Here is a 26,243-nt window from a genome sequence, read left to right as displayed (position 1 = left end):
GAAGTGGCCATATGGCATTATCGCTATTGGATCCAGGAACTTGAAGCCTTGTTTTTACATCCAGATACATCGAGCGCTTTGCCATGACCTGCCCCCATCTGCTTGCATCCCCTAGCCAACACAAGGAGTGATGCGATGAAAACAATGGTAATCGGTGCCAGCAAAGGGCTTGGCAAAGCTTTGATGGAAGGACTGGGCAATAGCGGTGATCTGTTGATCGGCGTGTCCCGCACCCGTCCGCATGAGATGAAGCCCTTCCCAGGCGTCAGTCAACAATGGATCGAAGCCGACCTCGGAAACCCGGTAAACGCCGCCGATCTGCTCGCCCACTGCGCCGGCGAAACCGGCCTCGATACGCTGATCTACAACCTCGGTATCTGGGAGGACGCTGCATTCGACGAGCGCTATGACTTCCTCGATGATCGCGACGAGCAACTACAAGCCATCGTCAATTGCAACGTCACCGCGCCAATCCTGCTGATCAAGCGCCTGCTGCCGATCCTGCTGCGCAGCGAACGTCCCCGCATCATCCTCACGGGCTCCACCTCTGGCCTGCCGCAGAGCGGGCGTCCTGAAGTAACCTTCGGCGCCAGCAAATTTGCTCTGCGTGGCATCGCCGATTCACTGCGCGAGGGCTATCGCGACCAGCGCCTGGGCGTAACCTGCCTGAACCTAGGCTACCTGAATACGGAAGACGCCCTGACCACGCCCCGCGAACAAGCCGCGCAACGCGGCAACGGCGAACTGATTCCGGTACACGACGTGGTGCAGGTAGTACGAATGGCGTTGAGCCTGTCAGCCGCGAGCTTCGTCAAGGAAATCACGCTCCCGGCGATTCTCGACCCGCGCTTCTGACTCGCGCATCTCCCGCAACTGCCGCTTGATCACATGCACAGGCGGCGCATACAGGAAGCCGAACGACACGCTATTGCGCCGCCCTTTTATCGCATGGTGCATCAGATGCGCCTGGTACAGGCGGCGCAGATAGGGATGACGCGGCTTCGGACGCACCGGCCAGTGGCGGTGGACGATCCCGTCGTGAACGAACACATAGATGATCCCGAACGCCGCCACCCCCGCACCCACCCACTGCAACGGATCATGCCCGGCATTGCCCAGCACGATCAGGCTGATGGCGACCAGGGCGAGGATCAGCAGGTAGACATCATTGGTCTCCACAACGCCCAGGTGTGGCTCGTGGTGGGAACGATGGAGGAACCAGCCGGGCCCGTGCATCACGTACTTGTGCGCAAGAAAACCGACACCCTCCATGGCGACCAGGGTGCAGAGGAAGATGGCGAGGTGGAGGATCATGTGCAGCCGGTGCCGGGGATAAGGGGTGGGCGTCAGATTAGGGGAAGTGGCGGGGAGAATCCATGACGGGATTGTCATGTGGGAGATGCACTGACGGACTGTAGGACATGGACCGCGGGACTGCTCCCCGCGGCATCCTTGCGAATTATTTCGAAGGCTCGTTTTCTTCCTGCAAGGCGATCTGGGCTTCCATGCACGGGTGCAAGAGTTGGCTACTACGAGAGAAATCATCATCCAATTCAGGGATGTCGGAAAAATCGATGTCCTCGTCCTTCATGCTTGCGAGTCGGTCCCAGTCAGTCCTGGTTTCGTCTTTGCTCATAAAAACTATTTGTATTGATGGATGGAAAGAAAAATCTAGGTCACCAAAGCACGTTCCGCTCAGGCAAATCGAGTCGGAATATGTCGCCCGCAAAACCCGCTTGACCTCAACCTAACTAGAGGTCTGAAACTCCTCGACTCTTTCGTCCTACGGAGCTCCCCCATGACCGCCCCCTTCCAACTGATCAACCCCGAAGGCCTCTACGACCCAAGCGCCAATGCCTATTCCCACATCGCCGAGGTCAAGGCCGGGACGCGCTTGCTGTTTCTTGCCGGGCAAGGGGGCGAGGACCTGGGCGGCGCCCTCTCGCCGGTGTTCGCCGAGCAGGCGCGGCAGGCGCTGGAGAATGTGCGCACGGCGCTAGCGGCGCGGGGGGCGGGGATCGGGGATGTGTTCAAGCTGACGCTGTTGATCGTCGATCATTCGGCGGAGCGGCTGCGGGATTGGGTGCAGGTGGCGGATGAGGTGTGGGGGGAGCGGATGAAGCCGGCCTGTACCTTGATTCCGGTGCCGAGATTGGCGCTGGAGGGGATGCTGGTTGAGGTGGAGGCTGTGGCGGTCGGGCAATAACAGCAGATCCAAAAGCACCGCTAAACCCGTGGGAGCTGGCTTGCCAGCGATAAGGCCCGGCTGGACAACATCAGTGCAACTGATGGCCAAATCGCTGGCAAGCCAGCTCCCACAGGGTTTTGCAGTGTCTGTCAGATCACTTCTCAGGCCGCACGATCACCGTACAGGTCGTCCCCGCCGCCAGCAAAAACCCGTCCGGCACGTCATCGATATGAATCCGCACCGGCACCCGCTGCGCCAGCCGCACCCAGTTGAAGGTCGGGTTCACATCGGCGATCAGCTCACGGCTTTCGGGGTTGTCACGGTCATAGATCCCCCGCGAAATACTCTCCACATGCCCCTGCAACACCTCGCCACTCATCATCTGCAGTTCGGCAGGATCACCCACCCGCACATGGGGCAGCTTGGTCTCTTCGAAGAAGCCGTAAACCCAGAACGAGTCCTTGTCGACCACCGCCATCTTCGCCTCGCCAGTCCGCGCGTAATCGCCCCGGTGCACATTGAGGTTGGTCACATAACCATCGACCGTCGCCAGGATCGTGGTGCGCTTCAGATCCAGTTGCGCCGCCGCCAGTTGCGCCTGGGCCTGCTGGTAATCCGCCTGCGCCGAGTTGGCGATATTGCTGGCGTCATCACGGTTCTCTTTCGAGATCACCAGGTTGTCCATGTCCGCCCGGCGGCTGGCGTTGACCTTGCGCATTTCCCAGGTGGCCTTGCGCGAGGCCACCAGCGCTTCCGCCTGGCGCACCGCGACCTCGTAGTGCTCGGGGTCGATACGCATCAGCACATCGCCCTTCTTCACCAACTGGTTGTCCTTGACCGGCACGTCCACCACGTAGCCCGGCACGTCGGCGGCGACGTTGATGATGTCGGCGCGCACCCGGCCGTCCCGGGTCCAGGGCGTGGTCATGTAGTTGATCCACAGCTGCCGGCCGATCGCCACGGCGGCGGCCAGTACGAGCAAGGTGGCGATCAGGCTGAAAAACTTCTTCATCGACGGGCTCTCAACGGTAGACGGTCAGCGCCATGGCGCCGAACAGGCAAAGAAACAGGCACAGGCGCAGCAAGGCCGGGTGCCAGAAAAAACGGTAGCCATCGACGCTGGCGATAAACCGGTCCAGGCCCCAGGCCAGGCCCGCGGCGAACAGGAACATCAGGGTCACGGTGGGCATGTACAGGCCATGGAAGGCGATTTCACGAAGCATGCGGCTGTCCTGGCTGCGGACCGAGGGCGGCCAGCGGCGATTGAGGGTCGAGCAGGGAGGTACGGATGAAATGCAGGTAGCTCTGCACCCGGCGCAAGGCCGAGGTGTCGAAGTGTCGGGCGAACGGCTCGTCGGTGGCCTGCACGCGGCTGATCGCATGCTCCACCGCCACCAGGGCGCGCTCGTGGTTGCTCGCCGAGGGCTGCAGGAACAAGCGCGCCAGCGCCCGGCCCATCACGCGGATCGCCTGGCGCCAGGGCTGGGATTCGGCATAGGACGGGTGCACCGGGAGGATCGCCTGTTCCTTGCGCAACTCGATGATCGCGTGGCCGACCTCCAGCACCACGAACATCCAGCGCAGCAGGCGGCTTTGCACCAGCGGCTGGCCGACCGCCAGGCCATAGGCCTGGTGCAGCAGGTCGCGGGTGCGGCTTTCGAAACCTGAACCCAGGCCGCGCAGGCGCCCGCTGATGGCGAACAGCACTTGCTCGCGCAGGTCCTGCTCCAGGCGGCTCCACAACCAGCGGCTGTTGGGCGGCAGGATGATCGCGCCGGCCGCGGCACACACGAGCATGCCGATGACCATGCCGATGTAGTCGTTGATGAAGGTGTAGGGGTTGTAGACGGTGAGGTTGTTCGGCACCGAGCCGATGGCGAAGAACACCAGCAAGCCCAGGCCGTAACCGGCATAGGCCGGACGCGAGGCGAGGAAGGCGCCGAGCACGAATACCGGCGCCAGCACCAGGCACAGCAGCGGGAAGCCGTCGATCCAGGGGAAGACGAAGAAGGTTTCGAAGAAGCCGACGAAGGCGCCGAACAAGGTGCCGCAGGCCATCTGGAAGGACATGCGCTTGGGATTCGGCGAGGCCGCCGAGAGGCCCACGGTGACCGTGGCGATCAGGGTCATCATGCCGCCGCTGGGCCAGTTGCTCAGCAGCCAGTAGCTGCCCAGCAACAGCAATACCGCCGCCGCCCGCACCCCGGCCGCCGCCGATACCACCCAGCTGGTCTGCGCCACATAGGGCTCGTCCCACTGCTCGCGCTCGTGGTTGTGCGCGGCCAGGGAGGCGTGGGTCTCGGCGTAGTTGTGCATATCGTCGACGAAGCGATAGAGCAGCTCGTAGGCGGTGTGGAAATCCAGCAGGTCGGATTCGCTCGGGCCGGTTTCCTCGTAAGCCGAACGCAAGGCGCGGACCTGCGCCGGCAAGCCTTCCTTGTAGACCGCAAGTTCCAGGGTCAGGCGCAAGGCGTCGGCATCGGTCAGGGCGCGACCGACATAGGGATCGAGCAATTCGGCGAGGGTCTTCAGGCCCGGTTCGATGGCGCTGACGATCTGCAACGGCCCGCGCAAGCGCAGGCGCTCGAGCAACTGGTGCAGGGCGTTGTAGCGCGTGGTGATGGCCATGAATTCGCTGTTCATACGCATCAAGCGCCCGCTGCGCCGGCGCATGTGCGGGTCTTCGAAGGTGGTGACGCTGCGCAGGCTCTCCAGCCCCACCGCCTCGGCGATAAAGCGCACGTTGCTGGTTTCCAGGCGGTCGCGCTGGCTGTCGCCGCGCAGGCCTTCCACCACCACCCCGGCGAATACACCGAAGCGCTGGTACAGGGCGTTGCGCATCGCCGCACTGGCCGATTGCGGGAGGATCGCGGCGCTGACCAGGGTCGAGACGAAGATCCCCAGGCCGATCTCCAGGACCCGCCATACCGCCGCCATGAAGGCTTGCTGCGGCTGGTCGAGCACCGGCAGGCCTATCATCGCCGCCGTGTAGCCGGCAAGCACGAAGCCGTAGGCGCGGAAGGTGCGATAACGCATCGCCCCCGCCGAACACAGGCCGACCCACAGCGCCAGGCTGGGCAGGAACAGCTCGGTGTTCTGCGGAAAGATGGCGATCAGCGCCACCATCATCGCCGAGCCGGCCAGGGTGCCGAGCACCCGGTAGAAGCTCTTGGCGAACACATGCCCGCTCTGCGGCTGCATCACGATGAACACCGTGATCATCGCCGTGCGCGGCTGCGGCAGTTCCAGGCGCATGGCCAGCCACAGGGTGACGAAGGCGGCGGTGAGGACCTTGAAGATGTAGACCCAGGTCACCCCGTCGGTGCGCGCCCACTCGAGAAAGCCGCGGCGCCACTCCAGGGAGGCGAGCCAGCGGAACGGCAATGCCAGTGCGTTCATTGGTCGTGGCCGGGTTTGTCGAAGATCGCCAGGGTTTTCGGGGTGGATGGTGCGGCCAGGCGCTCGGCGTCGGGCACGTCGGCGCCAGCACCAAGGCCACCACCGAGCGCGGTTACCAGCCCGGCATGGGCACTCAGGCGCGCAGCCTGGACCTGCTGCTCGATCATCTGCTGCTTGAACAACAGGGTCTGGGCATTGAGCACGTTGAGGTAGTCGGTGAGGCCGCGCTGGAAGGCGATCGTCGCGATGTCGTAGGTCTTCTGCGCTGCCGCCACGGACTCGGCCGCGAAATGCGCCTGTTCCTTCATCGACTCGCGGCGGATCAGTTGGTCGGAGATGCCCTTGAGCGCCTCGACCACGGTCTGGTTGTAGTGCGCCACGGCGATGTCGTAGCCAGCCGAGGCAACGCCCAGCTCGGAGCGCAGGCGCCCGCCGTCGAAGATCGGCAGGCTGATGGCCGGGCCGACGTTGTAGTTGAATTTGCGTCCGGTGAGAAATTCCAGCGGACCGCCGCCGGTAGCCATGAAGCCGAGGCCACCGACCAGATCGACATTGGGGAAGAAGCCGGCATGGGCCACATCGATCCCCCGTGCCTGCGCCGCGACCTGCCAGCGGCTGGCGACCACATCCGGACGCTGCCCGACCAGTTCCGCCGGCAGCGCCGACGGCAGTTTCAGTGGTGCGCCAAGCGCCAGTCGCGGACGCTGGATCTGCGCGCCCTCCCCCGGACCTTTGCCGGCGAGCGCGGCAAGCTGGTTGCGGGCCAAGGCGATTTCTTCATTGAGCGCGTCGAGCTGACGATGGGTTTCCGGCAGCGGCGCCTGCGCCTGGCTGACTTCGAAATGGGTGCCGATGCCGCCGGCCAGGCGCCGTTCGGCGAGGCCGAGGATCTGCTCCTGCTGGGCCAGCTCGGCCTTGACCACATCACGCTGGGCAAAGTGCAGCGACAACTGGATATACACGCGCACCACGTTGTTCTGCAGCTCGAGTTGAGCCTGACGGGCCTGGGCCACGCTCATATGGGCGCGGTCCACGGCCTGCTCGCTGGCGTTCTCCTCGCGGCCCCAGAGGTCGAGGGCGTAGCGAAAGCCGAGGGCGGCGTTGTTGTCCCAGGTGTTGGCGCCGGACAGGGCGCCGGGGCCGTAGAACTGGTCTTCCGGCCAGTTGTGGCGCTTCAGGGTAGCGTCGCCATTGACCTGGAGCTTCTCCGCCGACTCGACCACGCCGGCCATGGCCTTCGCCTCACGCACCCGCGCCTCGGCCATGGCCAGGGTCGGGCTGCCGTGCGTGGCGAGGTCCATCCAGCGGTTCAGTTGCGGGTCGCCATAGGCCCGCCACCACTGCTGTTCGGGCCAGTGGGCATCGCGGGCGGCTTCTTCGATCGCCGCGTCGGTCGTCAGGGTATTGGCTTGCAGCGTCTTGCTTTGCGGGGCGATGCCCCAGGTTCCGATACAGCCGCTCAAGGTGAAGCAAAAGGCACAGACACTGAGCGCATTCAACGCTCTGATGATGCGACGCGGCACTGCTGCAAATTCCCGACGTAGGTGGATGAAGCCAAGCGTGCGCAATTCTAGGTGGGCGCCGGGATGGCGATAAGCGCGCATTCCTGTGAATCTTTGTTACCGATTCGGCGATAATCCGGCTTTAGTCTGAAGACCGGTCAAGTTACTTCATGTCACAATTCTGTCGTCTTCCTTGAGAGCGCCCCATGGACACCCTGCAAAACATGCGTGCTTTCAGCTGCGTCGCCCAGGTTGGCAGCTTTACCGCCGCCGCCGTGCAGCTGGATACGACCACCGCGAACGTCTCGCGGGCGGTTTCCAATCTTGAAGCGCACCTGCAAACCCGCCTGCTCAACCGCACCACCCGGCGCATCGCGCTGACCGAGGCGGGCAAGCGCTACCTGATGCGCTGCGAGCAGATCCTCACCTATGTCGAGGAAGCCGAGGCCGAGGCCAGCGACGCCCACGCCCGTCCGGCGGGGCAGCTGAAAGTGCACTCCATGACCGGGGTCGGCCAGCACTTCGTCATCGACGCTATCGCCCGCTATCGCCAGACCCACCCCGACGTGACTTTCGACCTGACCATGGCCAACCGCGTGCCGGACCTGCTGGACGAGGGCTACGACATCTCCATCGTGCTCGCCAGCGAGCTGCCGGACTCGGGCTTCGTCTCGCAGCGCCTGGGCATCACCTACAGCATCGTCTGCGCGTCCCCGGAGTACGTCGCCCAGCACGGCGTCGCGCAGAAGCCATCGGACCTGCTCAAGCATGCCTGCCTGCGCATGGTCAGCCCGGTGATCCCGCTGGAGAAATGGCTGTTCGACGGCCCGGAAGGCCAGGAAGTGGTGAACATCACCCAGGCGCCGTTCCAGGTGAACTCCGCCGACGCCATGAAGGCGGCGATCCGCAGCGGCATGGGCGTCGGCGTGCTGCCGATCTACTCGGCCATCGACGGCCTGCACGACGGCAGCCTGGTGCGGGTGATGCCGGCGTACCGCCTGCAGGAACTGAACCTGTACGCGATCTACCCGTCGCGGCAGTACCTCGACGCCAAGATCAAGACCTGGGTCGAGTACCTGCGCAACTCGCTGCCGGAGATACTCGCGGCCCATGAAGCCGACCTGAAGACCCACGAACTGCGCATGGCCAACTGAAATCTTGCTGCACAGCGGCGGCGGGGAATGATAGGTTGCTACCCATTCTCCCCCGCCAGCAGAGATTTGCCCCGATGAAAAAGACGGTACTGGCCTTCAGCCGCATCACCCCGCCCATGGCCGAGCGCCTGGAGCAGGACTTCAACGTCATCGTTCCCAACCCCAAGAACGGCGATATTGCCGCCCAGTTCGACGAAGCGCTGCCCGAGGCCCATGGGCTGATCGGTGCCGGGCGCAAGCTGGGCGCCGCGCAGCTGGACGGCGCGCTGAAGCTGGAAGTGGTGTCCAGCGTCTCGGTGGGTTACGACAACTACGACGTGGCCTACCTGACCGAACGCGGCATCGCCCTGACCAACACGCCGGACGTGCTGACCGAAAGCACGGCGGACCTGGCGTTCAGCCTGGTCATGAGCAGCGCCCGTCGCGTCGCCGAGCTGGATGCCTGGACCAAGGCCGGCAACTGGAAGGCCACGGTGGCGCCGTCGCACTTCGGGTCCGATGTGCATGGCAAGACCCTGGGTATCGTCGGCCTCGGCAATATCGGCGCGGCGGTCGCGCGGCGCGGGCGTTTCGGCTTCAACATGCCGATCGTCTACAGCGGCAACAGCCGCAAGCCGGAGCTGGAACAGGAACTGGGCGCGCGTTACCTGAGCCTGGAGCAGTTGCTGGCGGAAGCCGATTTCGTCTGCCTGGTGGTGCCGTTGAGTGCGCATACCAAGCATCTGATCGGTGCGGAGCAGTTCAAGCTGATGAAGCGCAGTGCGTTCCTGATCAATATTTCCCGTGGTCCGGTAGTGGACGAGGCGGCGCTGGTGGAAGCGCTGCAAAACGGCACCATTCGCGGGGCCGGGCTGGATGTGTATGAGAAGGAGCCGCTGAGCGAGTCGCCGCTGTTCTCGCTGAGCAATGCGGTGACCTTGCCGCATGTGGGCTCGGCTACAGCCGAGACCCGCGAGGCAATGGCCAACCGGGCGATCGACAACCTGCGGGCTGCCCTGCTGGGTGAGCGGCCTCGGGACCTGGTGAATCCGCAGGTCTGGAAGTAGTCCTTCAGGGCCCTATCGCTGCGGTGCGGCGGTCCGACAAGCCAGCTCCCACAGATTCAGCGGTGCACGCGATCCCTGTGGGAGCTGGCTTGCCAGCGATGAGGCCCTGACGACCAACAGAAATCCATCTACCTCAGCACCGCCTCGGCATTCACCACCTTGGCCTTGGGCTTCCTGAACACCAGCACATTCCCCATCATCACCAGCACCAGCCCCACCAGCGCTGGCGCCGTCCACTGATACCCCTCGACCACCGCCGACACATTCAGCGCCACCAGCGGGAACAGCACGGTGCAATAGGCCGCCCTCTCCGGCCCCATCCTGCCCACCAGGGTCAGGTACGCGGTAAAGGCAATCACCGACCCCGGCACCGCCAGGTACAGCAACGACCCCACATACTGCCCGCTCCAGTCCATGTCGAACGGCACGCCGCTGACCAGGCAATACACCCCGAGCATGCTCGCCCCATACAGCATGCCCCAGGCATTGGTGGTCATCGGCCGCAGCCCGGACTTCTGCTGCACGCTGGACAACATGTTCCCGGCCGAGAAGCACAAGGTCCCGAGCAGCCCCAGCCCCAGGCCCATCAAGGTTTCATGACTGGCCCCCTGCCCCGCCAGCTCCGGCCAGAACAGCAGCCCCAGCCCCGCAAGCCCCAACGCACCGCCGAACAGCACATTGGCGGCAATCTTCTGCCCGAAGAACACCCGGGCATTCAGCGCGTTCCACAGGGTCGCGGTGGAGAACACCACGGCGATCAGCCCGGTGGTTACCCACTGGCTGGCGGTGAGGAAGCACATGAAGTTCAGGCAGAACAGGCACAGCCCCTGGGCCACGCAGACCAGGTGCCCGCGCCGGTTCATCGGCTGCAGCTTGCGGCTGAGCAGCAGGAAGGCGAACAGCACCAGCGCCGCCAGGGCGAAGCGATAGACGATGGACACCGGAATGGCGACCACCCCGAGTTGCAGTTTCAGGGCGATCCAGGTGGTGCCCCAGATCAGGACGGTGAGCAGATACAGCGACAGGTTCATGGCGAAGGCTCCTACGATGGCCTTCAGTCTCCGGCTCATCCCGGTTCGGCCGCTTGCACAAACTTGCGCTTTTATCGGCTGCCGGGCTGTCAGACCCGTATCCACGGCGTAGGATGGCGTCGGAGGTAGCCATCATGACCGCGCTCGACCAATTGCAAGTGTTCAAGTCCATGAATGCTTCGCCCCACGCCCGCCTGGAAACCAGCGCGCTGCTGGGCGAGGGCATGGCGGCGGCATTGTGGAGCAACCGGCATGACGCGCGGGACTACGAGGCGCCGAACCATCACACCCTGTCCTGCTACATCGCCGACGGTACCGGCACCTTCCGCCGCGGCCAGCCCGAACGCAAGGGTGCGCCGGACAAGCTGTGCATCATGCCGGCCGGGTGCGTGTCGAACTGGATCGTCAACGGCAGCATCCGCCTGGCCCACCTGTATATCAGCGAGGAGCAGTTCGCCCTGGGTTGCGTCACCTTGCTGGATCGTGAGCCCCGGGAGTTGCAGTTGCGCGAGGCGGATTTCGTCGAGGATGCGCAGCAGGCGCAGCGCTTTCGCCAGTTGATTGCGCTGAACTGGGAGGAGCCGGGGGAACGCTTGCTGACCAGCAGCCTGGCGAACGAGATCCTCAGCCATGCAATTCTCAGTCAGGTCGGGTTGCGCGACGGGTTGCGCTTGAAGGGCGGCCTGGCACCGCATCAACGGCGGCAACTGGCGGACTACATCGAGGGGCATCTGGACGAGTCGATCGGGCTGGGTGAGCTGGCGGGGTTGTGCAGCCTGTCGGAGTACCACTTTGCGCGGATGTTCCGCGAGAGCTTCGGCTTGCCGCCGCATCAGTATCTGCTGGCCCGCAGGCTGGCCAAGGCCCGGGAGTTGCTGGCCGGTGGGGACCTGCCGCTGGGCGAGGTGGCGCTGATGTGCGGGTTTGCCAGTGCCAGTCATTTCAGCAACCGGTTCCGGCAGGCGGTGGGGGCGACTCCGGGGGCCTACAGACTGGCGCTGGGCCGCTGATTTTTGCTTTGGTTTTGAGGGCCCTATCGCTGGCAAGCCAGCTCCCACAGGGATCGCGTGCACCGCTGAACCTGTGCTGTAAGGCACAGCACAAATCCCCAGAGCACCGCTGAACCTGTGGGAGCTGGCTTGCCAGCGATGAGGCCCTGAAGGTCACTGCAAGAATCAGAACTCCAGCGTGCTCGACAGGCTGACCTGCCGCGCATCCCCGATCGCCACGAAGTACCGGTTCACCGCCGAGGTGTAGTAGGTCTTGTCGAACAGGTTCTTCACGTTCAACTGGAAGCGCACCTTGTGCTCGTCCAGCTTCGTCTCGTAACTGGCAAAGGCATCCGCCACGGTGTACGACGGCAGGTCGAAGTCATTCACCGCATTCCCCGCCCGCTCACCGACATACCGCGCCCCGGCGCCCATGCGCAGACGATCACCACCCAGCACGCTGCCGAAGTCATACACCGCCGACAACGAACCACTGTGCTTCGCCACGTTCTGCAGGCGATTGCCCTTGTAGTCCGGGTCCTTGGTCACTTCCGCGTCGGTGTAGGCATAGCTGCCGATCAGGCTCCAGCGCTCGCTCAACTGGCCGCTGACATCCATTTCCAGACCACGGGATTTCACCTCGCCCGCCGCGCTGTACAGCGTGTCACCGGTGCTGCTGTCGAAGTTGGACACCAGCACGTTGCGCTTGGTGATATCGAACAGCGCGACCGTGGCGCTGAGCGAATTCGGCAGGTCGAGCTTGGCACCGATTTCCCAGGACTTGCCCTCCTCCGGCGCGATCGCCGAGTCCAGGACCAGGCCACCAGTGAGCGGCGCGATGCTGGAGTTGGGCTTGAAGGATTCGCTGTAGCTGCCATACAGCGACAGGGTGTCGTCGACCTTGTAGACCACCCCGGCATGCGGCACCCAGGCCTGGTCCTTGTTGTCGGTGTTGGCCGTGAAGGGCCGCCCGCGCCCGGCGTACTGGTCGTAGGTCTGCCAGCGCGCGCCGGCCACCAGGATCCAGTGCTCGTCGAGGTGCAGCGAGTCCTGGAAGAACAGCGCATCGTTGCGCAGCTTGTCGGTCTGCGCGCTGTCGCTGGCGCGGACCGTGGTGCCCTCGACTTCGCGGCCATACACCGGATTGATGTAGCTGAAGGTACTGCGGCTGGTCTGGCGGATCAGGTCGGAGCGGTAGATCTTGCGGTACTCGCTGTCCAGACCGAAGAGCAGGTCGTTCTGCAAGCCGGCGACCTGCACCTTGCCGTCGAAGCTGAGGGTGGCGAACCGGTCGGTGCTCAATGCACCGTGGGTGCCATCGATACTCCGGGTCAACGTGCCGCGGGCAGCGTTCACCCCGGTCACCCGCACCTGACTGGCATCGTAGGTCTCGCGGTTGAAGCTGTAGCCGAAGTGAGCCTTCCAGTCATCGGAAAACTGGTGGTCGATCTCCAGGCGATACAGGTCCGAGCGCCCTTCCATATCGTTGAACGGCTCGTCGAGGCGACGCTCGGCGGGGATGTTCAGCGGGCGATTGGTGTTCGGGTCGATTGCAGTACCACGGTCGAACGGGTAGAGGAACTCACGGTGCTCATAGGCCAACTGCACCTGGGTGTTCTCGCCATACCAGGCCAGGGACGGCGCCACCAGCGATTCGCGGTGCACGCCGTAGTTGCGCCAGTAGTCCTCGTCCTCGTGGTCGAGCACCAGGCGATAGGCCAGGCCGCTGTCGCCCAGCGCGCCGGTGCTGTCGAGCCCGCCGCCGCTGCCGTTCTTGCCTTCGCCGTAGGTCGAACCGCGCAGGTTGAGGGCGTTGTAGCTCTGCAACTGCGGACGCTTGCTGACCACGTTGATCACCCCGCCCGGGTCCTGGATGCCGTACAGCAACGAGGCCGGGCCCTTGAGCACTTCGACCCGCTCGGTGGTGGCATTGAGGCTGCGGCCCTGCACGATGGGCATGCCGTCGCGCATGATCGAACCGTCGCGGTTGTCGCCGAAGCCACGCTTCATCACGGTGTCGGACGTGCCGCCGAAGTTGTTGCCCTGGGTGATGCCGCTGACGTTGTACAGGGCATCGTCGAGGTTGCGCGGGGTCTGGTCCTTGAGCACCTGCTCCGGCACCACGTTGATCGCCTGGGGAATCTCCATGCTCGACGCCGAGCCGCGCATGATCGAGGTGGTTTGCGGCTGGGCATAACTGCCGACACTGTCAGCCTGGGAGACGATGCTGGTGGCTTGCAGGTTGAGGGTGCCGTCCTGCGCCAGGGGTTCCAGGGTCAGGGTGCGGGCATTGACCCGGCGGTAACCGAAGCCGGAACCCTGCAACAGCCGCAGCAGCGCCGCCTCGGCACCCAGACGGCCATTCACGGCCGGCGCCTTCAGGCTGGAGAGATCGACGGTGTAGACCACGCTCTGCCCGGTGATCCGGCTGAACTCGGCCAGGGCCTGGGGCAGCGGCTTGCCCGCCACGTCGAACTGATAGACCTGCTCGACCTGCTCCGCAGCAAACGCCGGCAGCACCATCAGCCCCGCCGCCAAACCCAGTGAAACGCTATGTGCCTTCATGCCGATGAACCTGTGAATGAACCGTCATGTATGCGAATAAATCGCACTTCCATTCACTACACGGATGTCGCTGCGAAGTACCTCATCAATTTTTCAAAAAAATTTCAGCGCAACAGGGTGACCCGGCCCAACAGGGTGTGGCGCTCGAAGCCGGCCACCGCGCCGAGGGCATCGAGGGCCGCCAGCGGGTCGTTGCCGGGGAAGCTACCGCTGACCTTGCGCGCACCGAGTTCGCGGTCGAGCAGGATGATCCGCCCCGGGTAGTAGCGGGCCAGGTCGTCCACCACCTGGCTCAGCGGCACCTGGTAATAGTTCAGCCAGCCCTGGCGCCAGGCCAGGCGGCCTTCGCTGTCGACGCCGTGCACCGGCCCGGCATGGCCGTCGTGGTACTCGACCTGCTGGTTGGCGGTGAGCACCTGCTGCGCCTCGCCCTCGGCGGCGGTGACCCCGACCCGTCCGGACAGCACCGTGACCTGCGCCCCATGCGCCTGTTGGCGCACCTCGAACTGCGTGCCAAGGACCTCGGTACGACCGCCTTCGGTCTCGACGATGAACGGCTGGCCGGTATGGGTGACATGGAAGAACACCGCACCACGGCGCACCTCGATACGGCGCTGGCCATGGCTGAAATCGACGCTGATGGCGGTATCGGCATCCAGCACCAGTTGCGAGTTGTCGGCCAGGGTCACGGCGCGCAGTTGTCCCACCGGGGCCACATAGTCCGCGCCAAGGTCCCGCAGCCAGTCCGCCGGGTGCCAGCCGGCAACCATGGCGAGGATCAGGGCCACGGAAACGGCACCAGCCAGGCCGCCGAGCTTGCGGGCTTTACGCGACGGCACGGGCTCGCTGGCGATGCTCGCCTTGCAGGCTTCGAGGGCGCGCATCATGTGTTTTTCCACCGCGCTCTGGGAAAGTCCGACGCTGTTGGCGATCTCGCCGTAGGTGCGGCCATGCAGGCGGTTGAGCAGGAAGATCTGCCGGGTCCGCTCGGGCAGCGCATGCAGCGCCGCCTCGATCCGGCGCAGGTCGCTGGTGGCCTCGTGAACCGCCTCGGGCTGGCTTTCCAGCGGCAACTCCAGGGGCTCGGGAAGGTTGTCGTTGATCCGCTCGCGGGCGCCCTCGCTGCGCAGGTGGTCGATGGCGATATTGCCGGCGCAGCGCATCAGGTAGCTGTCCAGTGCCTCGATCTCGACCTGCGGGCGACGCCAGAAACGCAGGAACAGCTCCTGCACCAGGTCCGCCGCCGTGGCCCGGCAGCCGACCCGCCGGTTCACCAGGCTTTCCATGCGCCCGCGCTGGGCCAGGAATACCTGGAGAAAACGCGCCCGGGCGGACGCGTCGTTGGGCGGCAGGTCGAAGGGTTCGCTCATCGTTTCAGATCAGTCCCAGGGCAGAGAACGGCGCCACCACCAGGCTCGCCACGGCTAGGCCGAGCAGCCAGCGCGGGCGATAAGGCAGGGCGAAGACCCACAGGCACAGCCCGGCCATCAGCATGCCGAACAGCTCCGCCAGGCCCACGGCCCAGCCGCTGTGGTTGACCGCTGCCGTGAGGGCCAGGGCCATCAACAACCAGCCGATCACGCGCAGGCCAAGCAACTGCTCAGCCCGGGGCTTGCGTCCAAGCAGCTCAGTGAAATGCTTGTCCATGGCCAGGCACAGCGCCGCACAACCGGCAAAAGAAAACAGGGCGATCGCCAGCATCAGCTCGCCTCCGCTTCAAGGGTCGCAGTGGGTGCCGCCTTGGCCGGCTTTGGGGCGCGTTTGGGCGCCTGTACCGGTGGACGCAGCATCTTGCCCGCAGTCCAGGCGAACAGCAGGCCACAGCCCAGCACGGTCAGGTCGAAGCCGGCCATGGCCCAGTCGCCGGCCGGGATCGAGTGGTTCAGGCCCTGGCCGGTGGTCAGCCCGTTGAGCAGCGGCAAGGCCGCCCAGGCCAGCGCCGCCAGCGCCAGTTGCTCGCCCCAGGCGCGACGGCCCGGGCGCAGCACGGCATGCAGCAGGCTCGCCAGCCAGACCGCGAAGAACACCTTCACTTCCCACTGCGCCCGCCCTTCCAGGCCGAGCGGCAACAGGCGATTGGCCCAGAAGAACCCGGCCACGCCGAGGATCAGGCCGCTCATGCTGGCGATGTTCAGTACTTCCACCAGGCGCAGTTCGAACGGCTGGGTGCCGCTCTTGGCGTGCTTGAGCTGGCGCTTGCCGAGCCACATCACCAGGCCGGTGCCGATCACCGCCGTGCCGGCGAGGCCGAAGAAGAAGTACAGCCAGCGCAGCAGCGGGCCGGCGAAGGTGGCCATATGCAAGCCGTAGAAACCGCCGTTGATGATGCTGGCGACACTTTCCGGGCGCGCGCTCCAGGCGAAGCTGCCGTCGGCACCGTTGAAGCGCCAGCCGGCGCCGCGCTGCATCGAGACCCGTTCATGCCCATCGGGAATGAACAGCACCTGGGCATTGCGATCGCCCGGGCGCTGCACGTCGAGCCAGATGATCTTCGCCTCCGGTGCCTGCACCAGCACCCGCTGGTACAGCTCCGGCAGCGGTTGCAGAGGCACTTTCTCGCCCGAGGCCTTGACCGTGTCACGCCCGCCGAAGACTTCGGCGAAATAGCTGTCCTGGTTGTCGTAGCTGGCCAGGATCGGCGCCGGCATGACCATGTACATGAAGATCACCAGGCTGCTGTAGCTGATCATCAGATGGAACGGCAGCACCAGCACGCCGATGGCGTTGTGGCCGTCGAGCCAGGAGCGCTGGCCCTTGCCGGGGCGGAAGGTGAAGAACTCCTTGAAGATCTTCTTGTGGGTGATGATCCCGGTGACCAGGCCCACCAGCATCATCAGCGCGGCGAAAGTCGCCAGCCAGCGGCCCCACGGATAGGGCATTTCCAATTGGAAATGGAAGCGGTAGAAGAACTCGCCGCCGCGGGTTTCACGGGCGAGCACTTCCTCGCCAGTCTGGGCATCCAGGGTCTTGCGGGTGAAGCCACGCGGGCCGTCGCCGCCGCGCCAGCCGACCGTGACACCGGGGCTGCGCTCGTCCGGCACCTGGATGAACCAGCTCGGCGCCTCGGCGGCGTTGCGTTGCAGATACTCCTGGGCCTTGCCCAGGGCCAGCGGGATATCCAGCGCGCGTGCCGGCACTTCCGGCTGGCTCCAGCGGGTGATCTCGGGCTTGAAGTAGGACATGGTCCCGGTGAGAAAAATCGCGAACAGCAGCCAGCCGAAAATCAGCCCGGCCCAGGTGTGCAGCCAGGCCATCGCCTGGCGGAAGCCCTCTTTCATGGCATCGCCATCCAGTACGTCACTCCATTGATCACGCCCAGCACCAGGCTCGGCAACAGGATGCCCGCCCAGGCACGCCAGGCGCTGTGGGTGGCGAAGGCCCAGATGAACGCGCCGAGGTAGAACAGGAACGAACTCATCATGCCGAGCTGCACCGCTTCGGCCCTGGGCAGGGGCAGCCACTGGGCCAGGAGCATGCCCGCCATGGCCGCCAGCAGGTAGCCACCCAGCAGCGCGGCGAGGCAGCGGGAGGTCACGGCGAGGCGATAACTCAGGGGCAAGCCGGCGGCTCTGCTCTTCATCACGGGGTGTCCGGGGCGGAAAAGGCGCCCAATATAAATGATAAGGATTCTCACAATCAAAGCTGTCTGACGGGCCGCTGATCATTGTCCGATTGCCGGCACGCGGTTTACGCACATACAATGCGAACAATTCTTATTCTGTTGCGCATCCTGGCGCCCGGAGTGTGCACGGTGCGCAGCGCCCCTCCCTTGCTTTCGACTTCGCTGGAAGGCCTCTACCACGAGCATCACGGCTGGCTCACCGGCTGGCTGCGGCGGCGTCTCGGCTGCCCGCACAATGCCGCCGACCTGGCTCAGGACACCTTCATGCGGCTGCTTCAGGCCCGGGAAACCCCGGCGCTGAACGAGCCCCGGGCCTTCCTCACCACGGTGGCCAAGCGCGTGCTGTTCAACCACTACCGGCGCCAGGAACTGGAGCGCGCCTATCTGCAGGCCCTAGCACAGTTGCCCGAGGAAGTCGCGCCGTCGGAAGAAGAACGGGCGATCATCTTCGACACCCTGATGGAGCTGGATCGCCTGCTCGATGGCCTGCCCGCCCAGGTCAAGCGCGCCTTCCTGCTGGCCCAGGTCGATGGCCTGACCTACAACGAAATCGCTGCCGAGCTGGGCATTTCCCTGGCCACGGTGAAACGTCACCTGAACAAGGCGGCCATGCGCTGTTATTTCGCCCTGTGAACAACCCCGCCTTTTCCCCGCAGGTGGCCGAACAGGCCGTGCACTGGCTGATCGAGATCCAGGGCGGCACCCTCGACCACCGCCAGCAACTGGCCATGGAGCGCTGGTTGCAGGCCAGCGAAGAAAATCGCCAGGCCTGGGCGCATATCCAGCGGGTAAACCAGCGCTTGAGCGGGATCTCCTCGCCGCTGGCCCATGCCACCTTGCAGGCACCGGCTTCGGCGGGGCGGCGACGGGCGTTGAAGATGCTGCTGATCCTGGGCGCCGGCAGTGCAGTGGGCTTGGGTGTGAAGGTCAGCGACACGCCGTTGATGGCGGACTACCGCAGCCCGCTGGGCCAGCGCCGGAAGATGCAGCTGGACGATGGCAGCCAGTTGCAGCTCAACACCGCCAGCGCCGCCGATGTGCGTTTCGATGGCGCGCAGCGCCTGGTGCATCTGCTGAACGGCGAGATGATGCTGACGGTGGCGCAGGAGCAGCGGCCATTGCAGGTGCTGACGCGCAATGGGCTGATGGACCTGTCGGCCGGGCGTTTCAATGTGCGCCAGTGGGCCGGGCATACCGGCGTGGCGGTGTTCCAGGGACGGGCCGGGCTGGCCGGGGAAATGCTCGAGAGCGGGTATCAGGCGCGCTTCGACGAAGCCGGCTGGAGCGTGCGCACGGCGCTGGATGCCAACAGCGGGGCGTGGGTCGACGGGATGCTGGTGGCGGCGCATATGCCGCTGGTGGAGTTCCTCGAGGAGCTGGGGCGTTATCGGCGCGGGCAGCTCAATTGTGATCCGGCGGTGGCGCGGTTGCTGGTGTCGGGGAGTTATCCACTGGCGGACAGCGAGCGGATCCTGGATTTGCTGGAGGTGGCGTTGCCGGTGAGGGTCAAGCGCTTTACCCGGTATTGGGTGACGGTCGAGGCCAGGGCCTGACTTGAGGGCCTCATCGCTGGCAAGCCAGCTCCCACAGTGTCCGCGGCGCTGCTGAACCCTGTGGGAGCTGGCTTGCCAGCGATAGGGCCCGATAGAACCCCACAAAAATTATTTTCAAACCCGGTGAGCCGTTTTCCCCACCTCGCGTGACAGAGAAGACAGAACCCTTCCGCCCTGCCCTTCTCAAGGATCCTGTGCAATGCCCTTTCGCCCCAGCCCGCTTGCCCTCGCCCTGCTCCTGACCTTCGCCGGCGTCACCCAGGCCCAGGCCGCCGACACCCCGGCGCGCAGCTACCACATCGCGCCCATGTCCCTGGAGAGCGCCCTGAACCAGTTCGGCCGGGAAAGTGGCGTGCTGATCTCCTTCGGTTCGGAAGTCACCCAGGGCGTACAGAGCCGCGGCCTGAGCGGTGACTTCACCCCGGCCCAGGGCCTTGCCGCACTGCTCGAAGGCACCGGCCTGCAAGCCCGCGCCGAAGGCGACAACGCCTTCAGCCTGCAACCCGTAAGCCCCGCCGCCAACGCCCCGCTGGAACTGGGCGTGTCCAACGTGGTGGGCGACTGGCTCGGCGATGCACAACAGGACAACGTCTTCGAACACCCCGGCGCCCGGGACGTGATCCGCCGCGAGGAATTCGAACGCACCGGCGCCAGCAGCGCCCGGGAAGTGCTCAACCGCATCCCCGGCGTCAACGCGCCGGAGAACAACGGCACCGGCAGCCACGACCTGGCGCTGAACTTCGGCATCCGCGGCCTCAACCCGCGCCTGGCCTCCCGCTCCACGGTGCTGATGGACGGCATCCCGGTGCCCTTCGCGCCTTACGGCCAGCCACAACTGTCCTTCGCGCCAATCAGCATGGGCAACATGGATGCGGTGGACGTGGTGCGCGGTGGCGGCGCGGTGCGCTACGGGCCGCAGAACGTCGGCGGTATCGTCAACTTCGTGACCCGCGCCATCCCCGACGAGCCGACCGTCAAGGCCGGCCTGCAGACCCAGACCAGCCCGTCGTCCAGCCACGACGGCTTCAAGAGCAACGCCAACCTGCTCGCCGGCGGCACTGCCGACAACGGCCTGGGCGGCGCCATCCTGTACTCCGGCACCCGTGGCGGCGACTGGCGCGAGCACAGCGATACGCGCATCGACGACCTGATCCTCAAGGGCAAATTCCAGCTCGACGAAGCCAACAGCCTGCATGCCATGGCCCAGTACTACGACGGCGAAGCGCAGATGCCCGGCGGCCTGAGCGTGGCCGACTACGATGCTGACCCGTACCAGTCGACCCGCCTGGTGGACGAGTTCTGGGGCCGCCGGACGATGTTCAACGCCGGCTACGACTACAAGGAAGGCGAGCGCCAGTTCAGCGTCAACAGCTTCTTCACCAAGACCCTGCGCAGCGGCTACCTGCGCCAGGGCAGCTCGATCTCGCTGTCGCCGCGCGAGTACTGGGTGCGCGGTATCGAGACCCGCTTCACCCAGGGCTTCGCCCTCGGTGACAGCCATCACGAAGTCGGCCTGGGCTACCGCTACGTCAACGAGGCCGGGCACGAGCTGCGCTTCATGGAAGCGGTCAGCGCCAACCGCCTGCCCACCACCGGCAGCCGCAACGACCGCGACACCCGTGGCGCCACCGAAGCCCACGCGCTGTACCTGGATGACCGCATCGACATCGGCCAGTGGACCATCACCCCGGGCATACGCTACGAGATGATCGACTCGCGGCAGAACAACAATCTCACCGGCAAGGACTACCAGGGCAGCTACAACACCGCCCTGCCAGCGCTCAACGTGATGTACCACCTGAGCGAGAGCTGGAACCTCTACGCCAATACCGAAGGCTCGTTCGGCAGCGTGCAGTACAGCCAGATGCCGAACCGCGTCGACCTGGGTGAAGTGAAGCCGGAAAAGGCGCGCACCTGGGAAATCGGCACCCGCTACGATAACGGCAACTTGCAGGCAGAAGCCGGCCTGTTCCTCATCAACTTCGACAACCAGTACGAAAGCAACCAGACCAACGACAGCGTCATCGCCCGCGGTGAAACCCGCCATCAGGGCTTCGAGACCAGCGTGAAATATGCCCTCGATGACGTCGCCCCGGCGCTGGCCGGTTTCGATGTGTATGCCAGCTACGCCTTCGTCGACGCGACCATCCGCGAGGACGGGGCGAACAAGGGCAACCGCGTGCCGTTCTCGTCGCGGCACAAGGGCACCCTGGGCGTGGGTTACACCGAGGGGCCGTGGAAGCTGAACCTGGACAGCACCTACCAGAGCGACCAGTTCGCCGACAACGCCAACACCTCGCAGGAAACGGCCGATGGCGCCAACGGGCGGATCCCGGGGTACATGCTGTTCAGCACCCGCGCAGCGTATGACTTCGGGCCGCAATTGTCGGACCTGAACGTGGCGGTGGGGGTGAAGAACCTGTTCAATCGCGAGTACTTCACCCGGTCGTTCGATGACAACAACAAGGGCAAGTATGTGGGGGAACCGCGGACGGTGTACCTGCAGACTTCCGTGGCGTTCTGAAGATCATCGCTGGCAAGCCAGCTCCCACAGGTACAGCGCACAAGGCTGAAGTTTTGTGGGGACCTTGTGGGAGCTGGCTTGCCAGCGATGAGGCCGGTCCAGGCAACTTATCTCCCTGATCCTAACCCTATTTTCCAACCCACTTGAAACGAAATATTTTTATTTTTTAGGGGGTTGAAATCTGTTCCGATCTGCCCGAAGTTGTAAGCAAGAGACAACGAATTCCCAGGCAACCCAGCCTCCGGTGTCTCTTGTGAGCTAGCTGAATAAGGATTGGAATCATGCAAATCCAGGTCAATAGCGACAACCATATTCAAGGCAACATCCGTCTGGAGCAGTGGGTACGCAGCACGGTTGAAAGCACGCTCGAACGCTTCGACGACGGCGTCACCCGGGTCGAAGTCCACTTGAGGGACGAGAACGGCGACAAGGCCGGTCCCCACGACAAACGCTGCCAGATGGAGGCACGCCCAAAAGGCCATCACCCAATTTCCGTTACCCACAAGGCCGCCAGCCTGGAGCAGGCCGTCGAGGGTGCCGCACTGAAACTGAATAACGCCCTGGAGCACTTCTACGGCAAACTGCGCAGCAAACGCGCCGTCACCCAGCAAGAGATCAGCGCCAATGACGCGCTGCTGCAAGAGGAATTCCTCGAGCGTCTGGGCTGAACGTAAAACAGCAATGCGAGACGGTAAATGAGAAAGCCCCTGGCCTTGTGGTCAGGGGCTTTTTCTTTGCTCTTTCGGGCCTCATCGCTGGCAAGCCAGCTCCCACAGGTATCGCGTGCACCGCTGAACCTGTGGGAGCTGGCTTGCCAGCGATGAGGGCCTGAAGAACACCCTCAATACTTCGGCAAATTCTCCAGCTCCCCGGCCCGCTGTTTGGTCATATCCACCTCACAGCCAATCCCGTTGAGCTGGTCAATAGTCCCGCCCGTCATCGTGTAGTACATCCCGCAATTGGCATCCCGGTACGCCACCCACTTGCGCTGGGCATCGCGCAGCTTGCCCTTCTGCTCTTCCCCGAGGCTGCCCATGGCCGCCTTGTAGTGCTTGTTCAACAGGTCATCCTGGCGCTTGAGCTCGGCACCGGAGCATTCGCGCATCGACGCCGTGGTCATGGCGCCCTTCATGCACTGGCTGTAGCTGTCGGCCTGGGCCAGCGGGCTGGCCGCGAGCAAAGCCAGGGCGAGGATTCGAAGGTTCATCGGCAAACTCCATGTGGTGTGATTCAGGATTCAACGGGGTCCAGCAGGCAGGCGCGCATCACTTGTCCGCGCAGCCAGCGGTGAGCGGCATCCCCTTCGCGGCGCTCATGCCAGGCCTGCTGGAAGCCAAAAGCGCGGATCGGCAGCGGCGGTGCGAAACAGCGTAGCCCACGAGGCGGTCGCAACAGATTGCGCCGGGCCACGGTCAAGATCAGGTCGGTCCCTGCCAGCACCTCGGTCGCCGCGATCCAGTGCGGCATCGACAGTGCAACCCGCCGCTGCTCGCCCAGCGCCGCCAGGGCCAGGTCGATCTCGTTGTCGGTCCCGGGGCGCATCGCCACCAGCACATGGGGACGGGCCAGCCACTCCGGCAAGCTCAAACCGCCCCGGGCCGGCAGGGTGCCACGGTCGGCGAGGCAGGCGAAGCTTTCCTCGAACAGATTCTCCGCGCGCAAGGGCGCGACCAGGGTGGGAAAGACGCCGAGCGCCAGGTCAATCTCGCCATCGAACAGCTGGCTGAGCATGGCTTCGCGACTGCCCTGGGTCACCACCAGATCCACCTCCGGCGCCTCGATGCGCAGGGCACGAACCAGTCGTGGCAGGACGACCCGCGCGCCATAGTCCGACATCGCCAGGCGAAAACTGCGCCGCGCTTTTAGCGGATCGAAACCCGGGCTGCTGAGCAGGGCATCGAGTTGCTGCAATGCCTCGCGCAGTGGCTGGGCCAGTTCCAGGGCACGGGCGGTGGGCTGCAAACGCCCTCCCCGCCTCACCAGCAACGGATCGGCAAAGATCTCGCGCAACTGCGCCAGGGCATGGCTCACCGCCGGCTGGCTGCGATGCAGGCGCAGGGCGGCGCGGGACACATGCTGCTCGGCCAGCAGGGCATGCAGGGTGAGCAACAGATTGAGGTCGATACGCCGTAGATCATCCATCTTACGAATAGTCCCTGTGCAGATTTCGAATTTCCATCCAGCCTGTGGATAACCAAGACTGCCTTATGCCCATCGTGCGTATCAAGGAGTCCGCCATGAATCTCAACTTCGCCCCTGCCGTCGTACTGCTGCCGCTGGTCGCCCTGGTCGCAGGCGCTGCCGTGCCGTTCCAGGCCGGGAGCAACGCTGCACTCGGTCGATTGCTCGGCCATCCGTTGTGGGCCGCGCTGATTTCACTGTCGGTCAGCGTACTTATGGTGCTGCCGGCGCTATGGCTGATGCGCGCACCGCTGCCGCAACTCGGCGCACTGGCCCAGGCGCCGTGGTGGGCATGGTTCGGGGGTGTGGCGGGGGTGGTCTACATCACCGCGGCGCTGATCCTCACGCCGAAGCTGGGGGCGGCGGGCTTTATCGTCTGCGTGATCGCCGGCCAGGTGCTGTCATCGCTGGCCATCGACCAGTGGGGCCTGATGGGCCTGCCGGAACGCCCGGTGAACCTGGCCCGACTGCTGGGGGTCGGGCTGATCGTGGTGGGCATGCTGGTGGTGCAGTGGGGCACCCGCTCCAGCCAGTAGCGACTCAGGCCGCCGTCGAACCCATATCGAAATCGAACGGCTGCAACGGCGGCAGCCCATGGGCCGCCCGGGCGTCGTCACAGCGCGGGTTGTGCTCGCCATGCTCCCAGGAGGCATCGAACTCCCGGCAGGGGCTGGAGCGCTGTTCGTACATGGTGCAGGCCACCGCCTTGCCCACTTCGCCGGACAGGGAAATGCACCGCGCCGGCTTGGCGTCGGTACCGATCATCGCGACCCGGCTGGGGGTGATCTGCACCACCAGGTCGTCCGGCACGCAGCCGCCGGCCGAGGTGCACTCGCCCCAGAAGAAGGACACACGGAAATGCGCGCAGCAGGCGCCACAACTCAAGCAAGGATGGGTATCGGACATGATGTCGGGAGACGGGGGGGGAAGAATTGTTATGGGGAGAATCCCGTCGCCAATTCTATGCGTTGCAACGCCGTTGAGAAGGGGGTGACGAAAAGAAATTCCGGCGCCCGACCGACGGAATGCAAAAGGCCCGAAGCGCCCGTATGACGGGGCTTCGGGCCTTTTCAGGAGGGCCTCAGACCTTGGCCGGCCTGGCCGTCTTCGGCGGCTCGATGCCGTCGGCCCGGAACATCTGGCGGATGCCACGCACGGCCTGGCGGATGCGATCCTGGTTCTCGATCAGGGCGAAACGCACATGATCGTCGCCGTAGTCACCGAAACCGATACCCGGCGACACGCAGACCTTGGCCTCGGCCAGCAGCTTCTTGGAGAACTCCAGGGAGCCGAGGTGCTGGTACTGCTCGGGGATCTTGGCCCAGACGTACATCGACGCCTTGGGGTTCTCGACCATCCAGCCGATCTCGTGCAGGCCCTTGACCAGCACGTTGCGGCGCTGGCGGTACTGCTCGGCGATGTCGCGCACGCACTGCTGGTCGCCTTCGAGCGCCGCGATGGCCGCGACCTGCAGCGGAGTGAAGGTGCCGTAGTCGTGGTAGCTCTTGATCCGCGCCAGGGCGCTGACCAGCTCCGGGTTGCCGACCATGAAGCCGATCCGCCAGCCGGCCATGTTGTAGCTCTTGGACAGGGTGAAGAACTCCACCGCGATGTCCTTGGCGCCTGGCACCTGCATGATCGACGGGGCTTTCCAGCCGTCGTAGACGATGTCGGCGTAGGCCAGGTCGTGAATCACCAGCACGCCATACTGCTTGGCCAGTTCCACCACCCGCTCGAAGAAGTCCAGCTCCACGCACTGCGACGTAGGGTTCGAGGGGAAGCCGAGGATCATCATCTTCGGTTTCGGAATGGATTCGCGGATAGCCCGCTCCAGCTCGGCGAAGAAGTCCACGCCCGGGACCAGCGGCACCGAACGCACCTGGGCGCCGGCGATCACGGCACCGTAGATGTGGATCGGGTAGCTGGGGTTGGGCACCAGCACCGTGTCGCCGTGGTCCAGGGTGGCCAGCATCAGGTGTGCCAGGCCTTCCTTGGAGCCGATGGTGACGATGGCTTCGCTCTCGGGGTCGATCTCGACCTTGTAGCGTTCCTCGTACCAGCGCGAAATCGCGCGGCGCAGGCGGGGGATGCCTCGGGAAGTGGAATAGCCGTGGGTGTCTTCACGCTGGGCGACCTGCACCAGCTTCTCGACGATGTGCGGCGGCGTGGCCCCGTCGGGGTTGCCCATGCTCAGGTCGATGATGTCCTCGCCACGACGGCGCGCGGCCATCTTGAGTTCGGCGGTGATGTTGAAGACGTAGGGGGGGAGACGATCGATGCGCGCAAAGCGGCGCGGCGAACCTTGTTCGGCCATGATTTCCTCGAAGACGTAAGCGCCCGGAACCGTCCGAGCGACGCTGGCCACTCCTGTGGCCGAGGCAGAAAGATAGGGCCCGGCATGGATCCTTGTAAAGCGTTATTTCATGAGCCTTGTGCCGCTCTCACTGGCCCTATCGCTGGCAAGCCAGCTCCCACAGGGTCCGCGGCGC

At 64.8% G+C, this 26,243-nt stretch carries 26 protein-coding genes; 10 read left to right on the top strand and 16 right to left on the bottom strand.

Features of this window, described 5'->3' with window-relative positions; all coding sequences use genetic code 11:
* Positions 1 to 135 precede the first annotated feature (135 nt).
* Positions 136 to 855 carry an SDR family NAD(P)-dependent oxidoreductase gene (locus tag AC2CQI_RS25155; protein WP_484578232.1) on the top strand — a complete coding sequence of 240 codons (720 nt, stop codon included), beginning with the start codon at positions 136 to 138 and terminating at the stop codon, positions 853 to 855.
* Here AC2CQI_RS25155 and AC2CQI_RS25150 read toward each other — a convergent pair.
* Together AC2CQI_RS25150 and AC2CQI_RS25145 are read right to left on the bottom strand one after the other, a co-directional pair.
* Positions 796 to 1,314: a sterol desaturase family protein gene (locus AC2CQI_RS25150; protein WP_484578231.1), complete on the bottom strand. Its 519-nt coding sequence runs from the start codon at positions 1,312 to 1,314 to the stop codon at positions 796 to 798. The two genes, AC2CQI_RS25155 and AC2CQI_RS25150, sit on opposite strands and share 60 nt — an antisense overlap.
* Positions 1,315 to 1,459: 145 nt before the next feature.
* A complete protein-coding gene (locus AC2CQI_RS25145; RefSeq protein ID WP_484578230.1) occupies positions 1,460 to 1,636 on the bottom strand; it encodes a hypothetical protein in 177 nt (58 codons plus the stop codon).
* Positions 1,637 to 1,798: 162 nt separating this feature from the next.
* Between AC2CQI_RS25145 and AC2CQI_RS25140 the strand changes: the two genes are divergently transcribed.
* Positions 1,799 to 2,206 (top strand): RidA family protein, encoded by a 408-nt coding sequence (locus AC2CQI_RS25140; protein WP_484578229.1) that lies wholly within the window; start codon positions 1,799 to 1,801, stop codon positions 2,204 to 2,206.
* A gap of 136 nt (positions 2,207 to 2,342) precedes the next feature.
* On the opposite strand, the gene AC2CQI_RS25135 is transcribed toward AC2CQI_RS25140, so the two are convergent.
* Genes AC2CQI_RS25135 through AC2CQI_RS25120 form a run of 4 tightly spaced genes read right to left on the bottom strand, consistent with a single transcriptional unit; the run spans position 2,343 to position 7,110 of the window.
* Positions 2,343 to 3,200, bottom strand: coding sequence for an efflux RND transporter periplasmic adaptor subunit (locus tag AC2CQI_RS25135; protein WP_484578228.1), 858 nt, complete (start codon positions 3,198 to 3,200; stop codon positions 2,343 to 2,345).
* Between the two features lie 10 nt (positions 3,201 to 3,210).
* A complete protein-coding gene (locus AC2CQI_RS25130; protein WP_064302741.1) occupies positions 3,211 to 3,411 on the bottom strand; it encodes a DUF1656 domain-containing protein in 201 nt (66 codons plus the stop codon).
* Positions 3,401 to 5,587, bottom strand: a complete 2,187-nt coding sequence (locus tag AC2CQI_RS25125) for an FUSC family protein (protein WP_075806524.1) — start codon at positions 5,585 to 5,587, stop codon at positions 3,401 to 3,403. The genes AC2CQI_RS25130 and AC2CQI_RS25125 overlap by 11 nt, the downstream gene beginning before the upstream one ends.
* A complete protein-coding gene (locus tag AC2CQI_RS25120) occupies positions 5,584 to 7,110 on the bottom strand; it encodes an efflux transporter outer membrane subunit (RefSeq protein ID WP_484578227.1) in 1,527 nt (508 codons plus the stop codon). The genes AC2CQI_RS25125 and AC2CQI_RS25120 overlap by 4 nt, the downstream gene beginning before the upstream one ends.
* Positions 7,111 to 7,295: 185 nt before the next feature.
* On the opposite strand from AC2CQI_RS25120, the gene AC2CQI_RS25115 reads away from it, so the two are divergent.
* Both AC2CQI_RS25115 and AC2CQI_RS25110 read left to right on the top strand, forming a co-directional pair.
* Positions 7,296 to 8,243, top strand: a complete 948-nt coding sequence (locus tag AC2CQI_RS25115; RefSeq protein WP_484578226.1) for a LysR family transcriptional regulator — start codon at positions 7,296 to 7,298, stop codon at positions 8,241 to 8,243.
* Positions 8,244 to 8,317: 74 nt separating this feature from the next.
* A complete protein-coding gene (locus tag AC2CQI_RS25110; protein ID WP_075806521.1) occupies positions 8,318 to 9,289 on the top strand; it encodes a 2-hydroxyacid dehydrogenase in 972 nt (323 codons plus the stop codon).
* 128 nt (positions 9,290 to 9,417) lie between these two features.
* Here AC2CQI_RS25110 and AC2CQI_RS25105 read toward each other — a convergent pair whose 3' ends face one another.
* A complete protein-coding gene (locus tag AC2CQI_RS25105) occupies positions 9,418 to 10,320 on the bottom strand; it encodes a DMT family transporter (protein ID WP_484578225.1) in 903 nt (300 codons plus the stop codon).
* A gap of 134 nt (positions 10,321 to 10,454) precedes the next feature.
* Between AC2CQI_RS25105 and AC2CQI_RS25100 the strand changes: the two genes are divergently transcribed.
* Entirely contained in the window at positions 10,455 to 11,330 is an 876-nt protein-coding gene (locus tag AC2CQI_RS25100; RefSeq protein ID WP_484578224.1) for a helix-turn-helix domain-containing protein, read from the top strand.
* A gap of 165 nt (positions 11,331 to 11,495) precedes the next feature.
* On the opposite strand, the gene AC2CQI_RS25095 is transcribed toward AC2CQI_RS25100, so the two are convergent.
* The 5 genes from AC2CQI_RS25095 to AC2CQI_RS25075 all read right to left on the bottom strand — a co-directional run bounded on the left by AC2CQI_RS25095 (position 11,496) and on the right by AC2CQI_RS25075 (position 17,454).
* Entirely contained in the window at positions 11,496 to 13,832 is a 2,337-nt protein-coding gene (locus AC2CQI_RS25095) for a TonB-dependent siderophore receptor (RefSeq protein ID WP_484580665.1), read from the bottom strand.
* Positions 13,833 to 13,978: 146 nt separating this feature from the next.
* Positions 13,979 to 15,244, bottom strand: coding sequence for a sigma-70 family RNA polymerase sigma factor (locus AC2CQI_RS25090; RefSeq protein WP_484578223.1), 1,266 nt, complete (start codon positions 15,242 to 15,244; stop codon positions 13,979 to 13,981).
* Between the two features lie 4 nt (positions 15,245 to 15,248).
* Complete coding sequence (locus tag AC2CQI_RS25085) at positions 15,249 to 15,575, bottom strand: DUF3325 domain-containing protein (protein ID WP_484578222.1); 327 nt, start codon at positions 15,573 to 15,575, stop codon at positions 15,249 to 15,251.
* Positions 15,575 to 17,152, bottom strand: a complete 1,578-nt coding sequence (locus tag AC2CQI_RS25080; RefSeq protein WP_484578221.1) for a PepSY-associated TM helix domain-containing protein — start codon at positions 17,150 to 17,152, stop codon at positions 15,575 to 15,577. The genes AC2CQI_RS25085 and AC2CQI_RS25080 overlap by 1 nt, the downstream gene beginning before the upstream one ends.
* Positions 17,149 to 17,454, bottom strand: a complete 306-nt coding sequence (locus AC2CQI_RS25075) for a DUF3649 domain-containing protein (protein ID WP_484578220.1) — start codon at positions 17,452 to 17,454, stop codon at positions 17,149 to 17,151. Before AC2CQI_RS25075 ends, AC2CQI_RS25080 begins: the two co-directional genes overlap by 4 nt.
* Before the next feature lie 171 nt (positions 17,455 to 17,625).
* Between AC2CQI_RS25075 and AC2CQI_RS25070 the strand changes: the two genes are divergently transcribed.
* The 4 genes from AC2CQI_RS25070 to AC2CQI_RS25055 all read left to right on the top strand — a co-directional run bounded on the left by AC2CQI_RS25070 (position 17,626) and on the right by AC2CQI_RS25055 (position 22,241).
* Positions 17,626 to 18,129 carry a sigma-70 family RNA polymerase sigma factor gene (locus AC2CQI_RS25070; RefSeq protein WP_484578219.1) on the top strand — a complete coding sequence of 168 codons (504 nt, stop codon included), beginning with the start codon at positions 17,626 to 17,628 and terminating at the stop codon, positions 18,127 to 18,129.
* Positions 18,126 to 19,049, top strand: a complete 924-nt coding sequence (locus AC2CQI_RS25065; protein ID WP_484578218.1) for a FecR domain-containing protein — start codon at positions 18,126 to 18,128, stop codon at positions 19,047 to 19,049. Before AC2CQI_RS25070 ends, AC2CQI_RS25065 begins: the two co-directional genes overlap by 4 nt.
* A gap of 199 nt (positions 19,050 to 19,248) precedes the next feature.
* Entirely contained in the window at positions 19,249 to 21,573 is a 2,325-nt protein-coding gene (gene fecA, locus AC2CQI_RS25060) for a TonB-dependent Fe(3+) dicitrate receptor FecA (protein WP_484578217.1), read from the top strand.
* 281 nt (positions 21,574 to 21,854) lie between these two features.
* The gene (locus tag AC2CQI_RS25055) at positions 21,855 to 22,241 is read left to right on the top strand and encodes an HPF/RaiA family ribosome-associated protein (protein ID WP_075801167.1); all 387 of its coding nucleotides are present in this window, start codon (positions 21,855 to 21,857) and stop codon (positions 22,239 to 22,241) included.
* Positions 22,242 to 22,414: 173 nt separating this feature from the next.
* Here AC2CQI_RS25055 and AC2CQI_RS25050 read toward each other — a convergent pair whose 3' ends face one another.
* On the bottom strand, positions 22,415 to 22,780 hold the full coding sequence (locus AC2CQI_RS25050; protein ID WP_484578216.1) for a lysozyme inhibitor LprI family protein: 366 nt from the start codon (positions 22,778 to 22,780) through the stop codon (positions 22,415 to 22,417).
* A gap of 23 nt (positions 22,781 to 22,803) precedes the next feature.
* Positions 22,804 to 23,715, bottom strand: a complete 912-nt coding sequence (locus AC2CQI_RS25045) for a LysR family transcriptional regulator (protein ID WP_075801169.1) — start codon at positions 23,713 to 23,715, stop codon at positions 22,804 to 22,806.
* A gap of 95 nt (positions 23,716 to 23,810) precedes the next feature.
* On the opposite strand from AC2CQI_RS25045, the gene AC2CQI_RS25040 reads away from it, so the two are divergent.
* Positions 23,811 to 24,290 carry a DMT family transporter gene (locus AC2CQI_RS25040; RefSeq protein ID WP_484578215.1) on the top strand — a complete coding sequence of 160 codons (480 nt, stop codon included), beginning with the start codon at positions 23,811 to 23,813 and terminating at the stop codon, positions 24,288 to 24,290.
* A 4-nt stretch (positions 24,291 to 24,294) separates the two neighbouring features.
* Here AC2CQI_RS25040 and AC2CQI_RS25035 read toward each other — a convergent pair whose 3' ends face one another.
* Both AC2CQI_RS25035 and alaC read right to left on the bottom strand, forming a co-directional pair.
* Complete coding sequence (locus AC2CQI_RS25035; protein ID WP_075801170.1) at positions 24,295 to 24,660, bottom strand: YkgJ family cysteine cluster protein; 366 nt, start codon at positions 24,658 to 24,660, stop codon at positions 24,295 to 24,297.
* A gap of 175 nt (positions 24,661 to 24,835) precedes the next feature.
* On the bottom strand, positions 24,836 to 26,068 hold the full coding sequence (alaC, locus tag AC2CQI_RS25030) for an alanine transaminase (RefSeq protein WP_075801171.1): 1,233 nt from the start codon (positions 26,066 to 26,068) through the stop codon (positions 24,836 to 24,838).
* Positions 26,069 to 26,243 lie beyond the last annotated feature (175 nt).

This window comes from Pseudomonas sp. P2S-1 (assembly GCF_057197725.1).
Note: the sequence above shows the minus strand (reverse complement) of the source record. Positions and strands in the feature narration are given on the sequence as shown.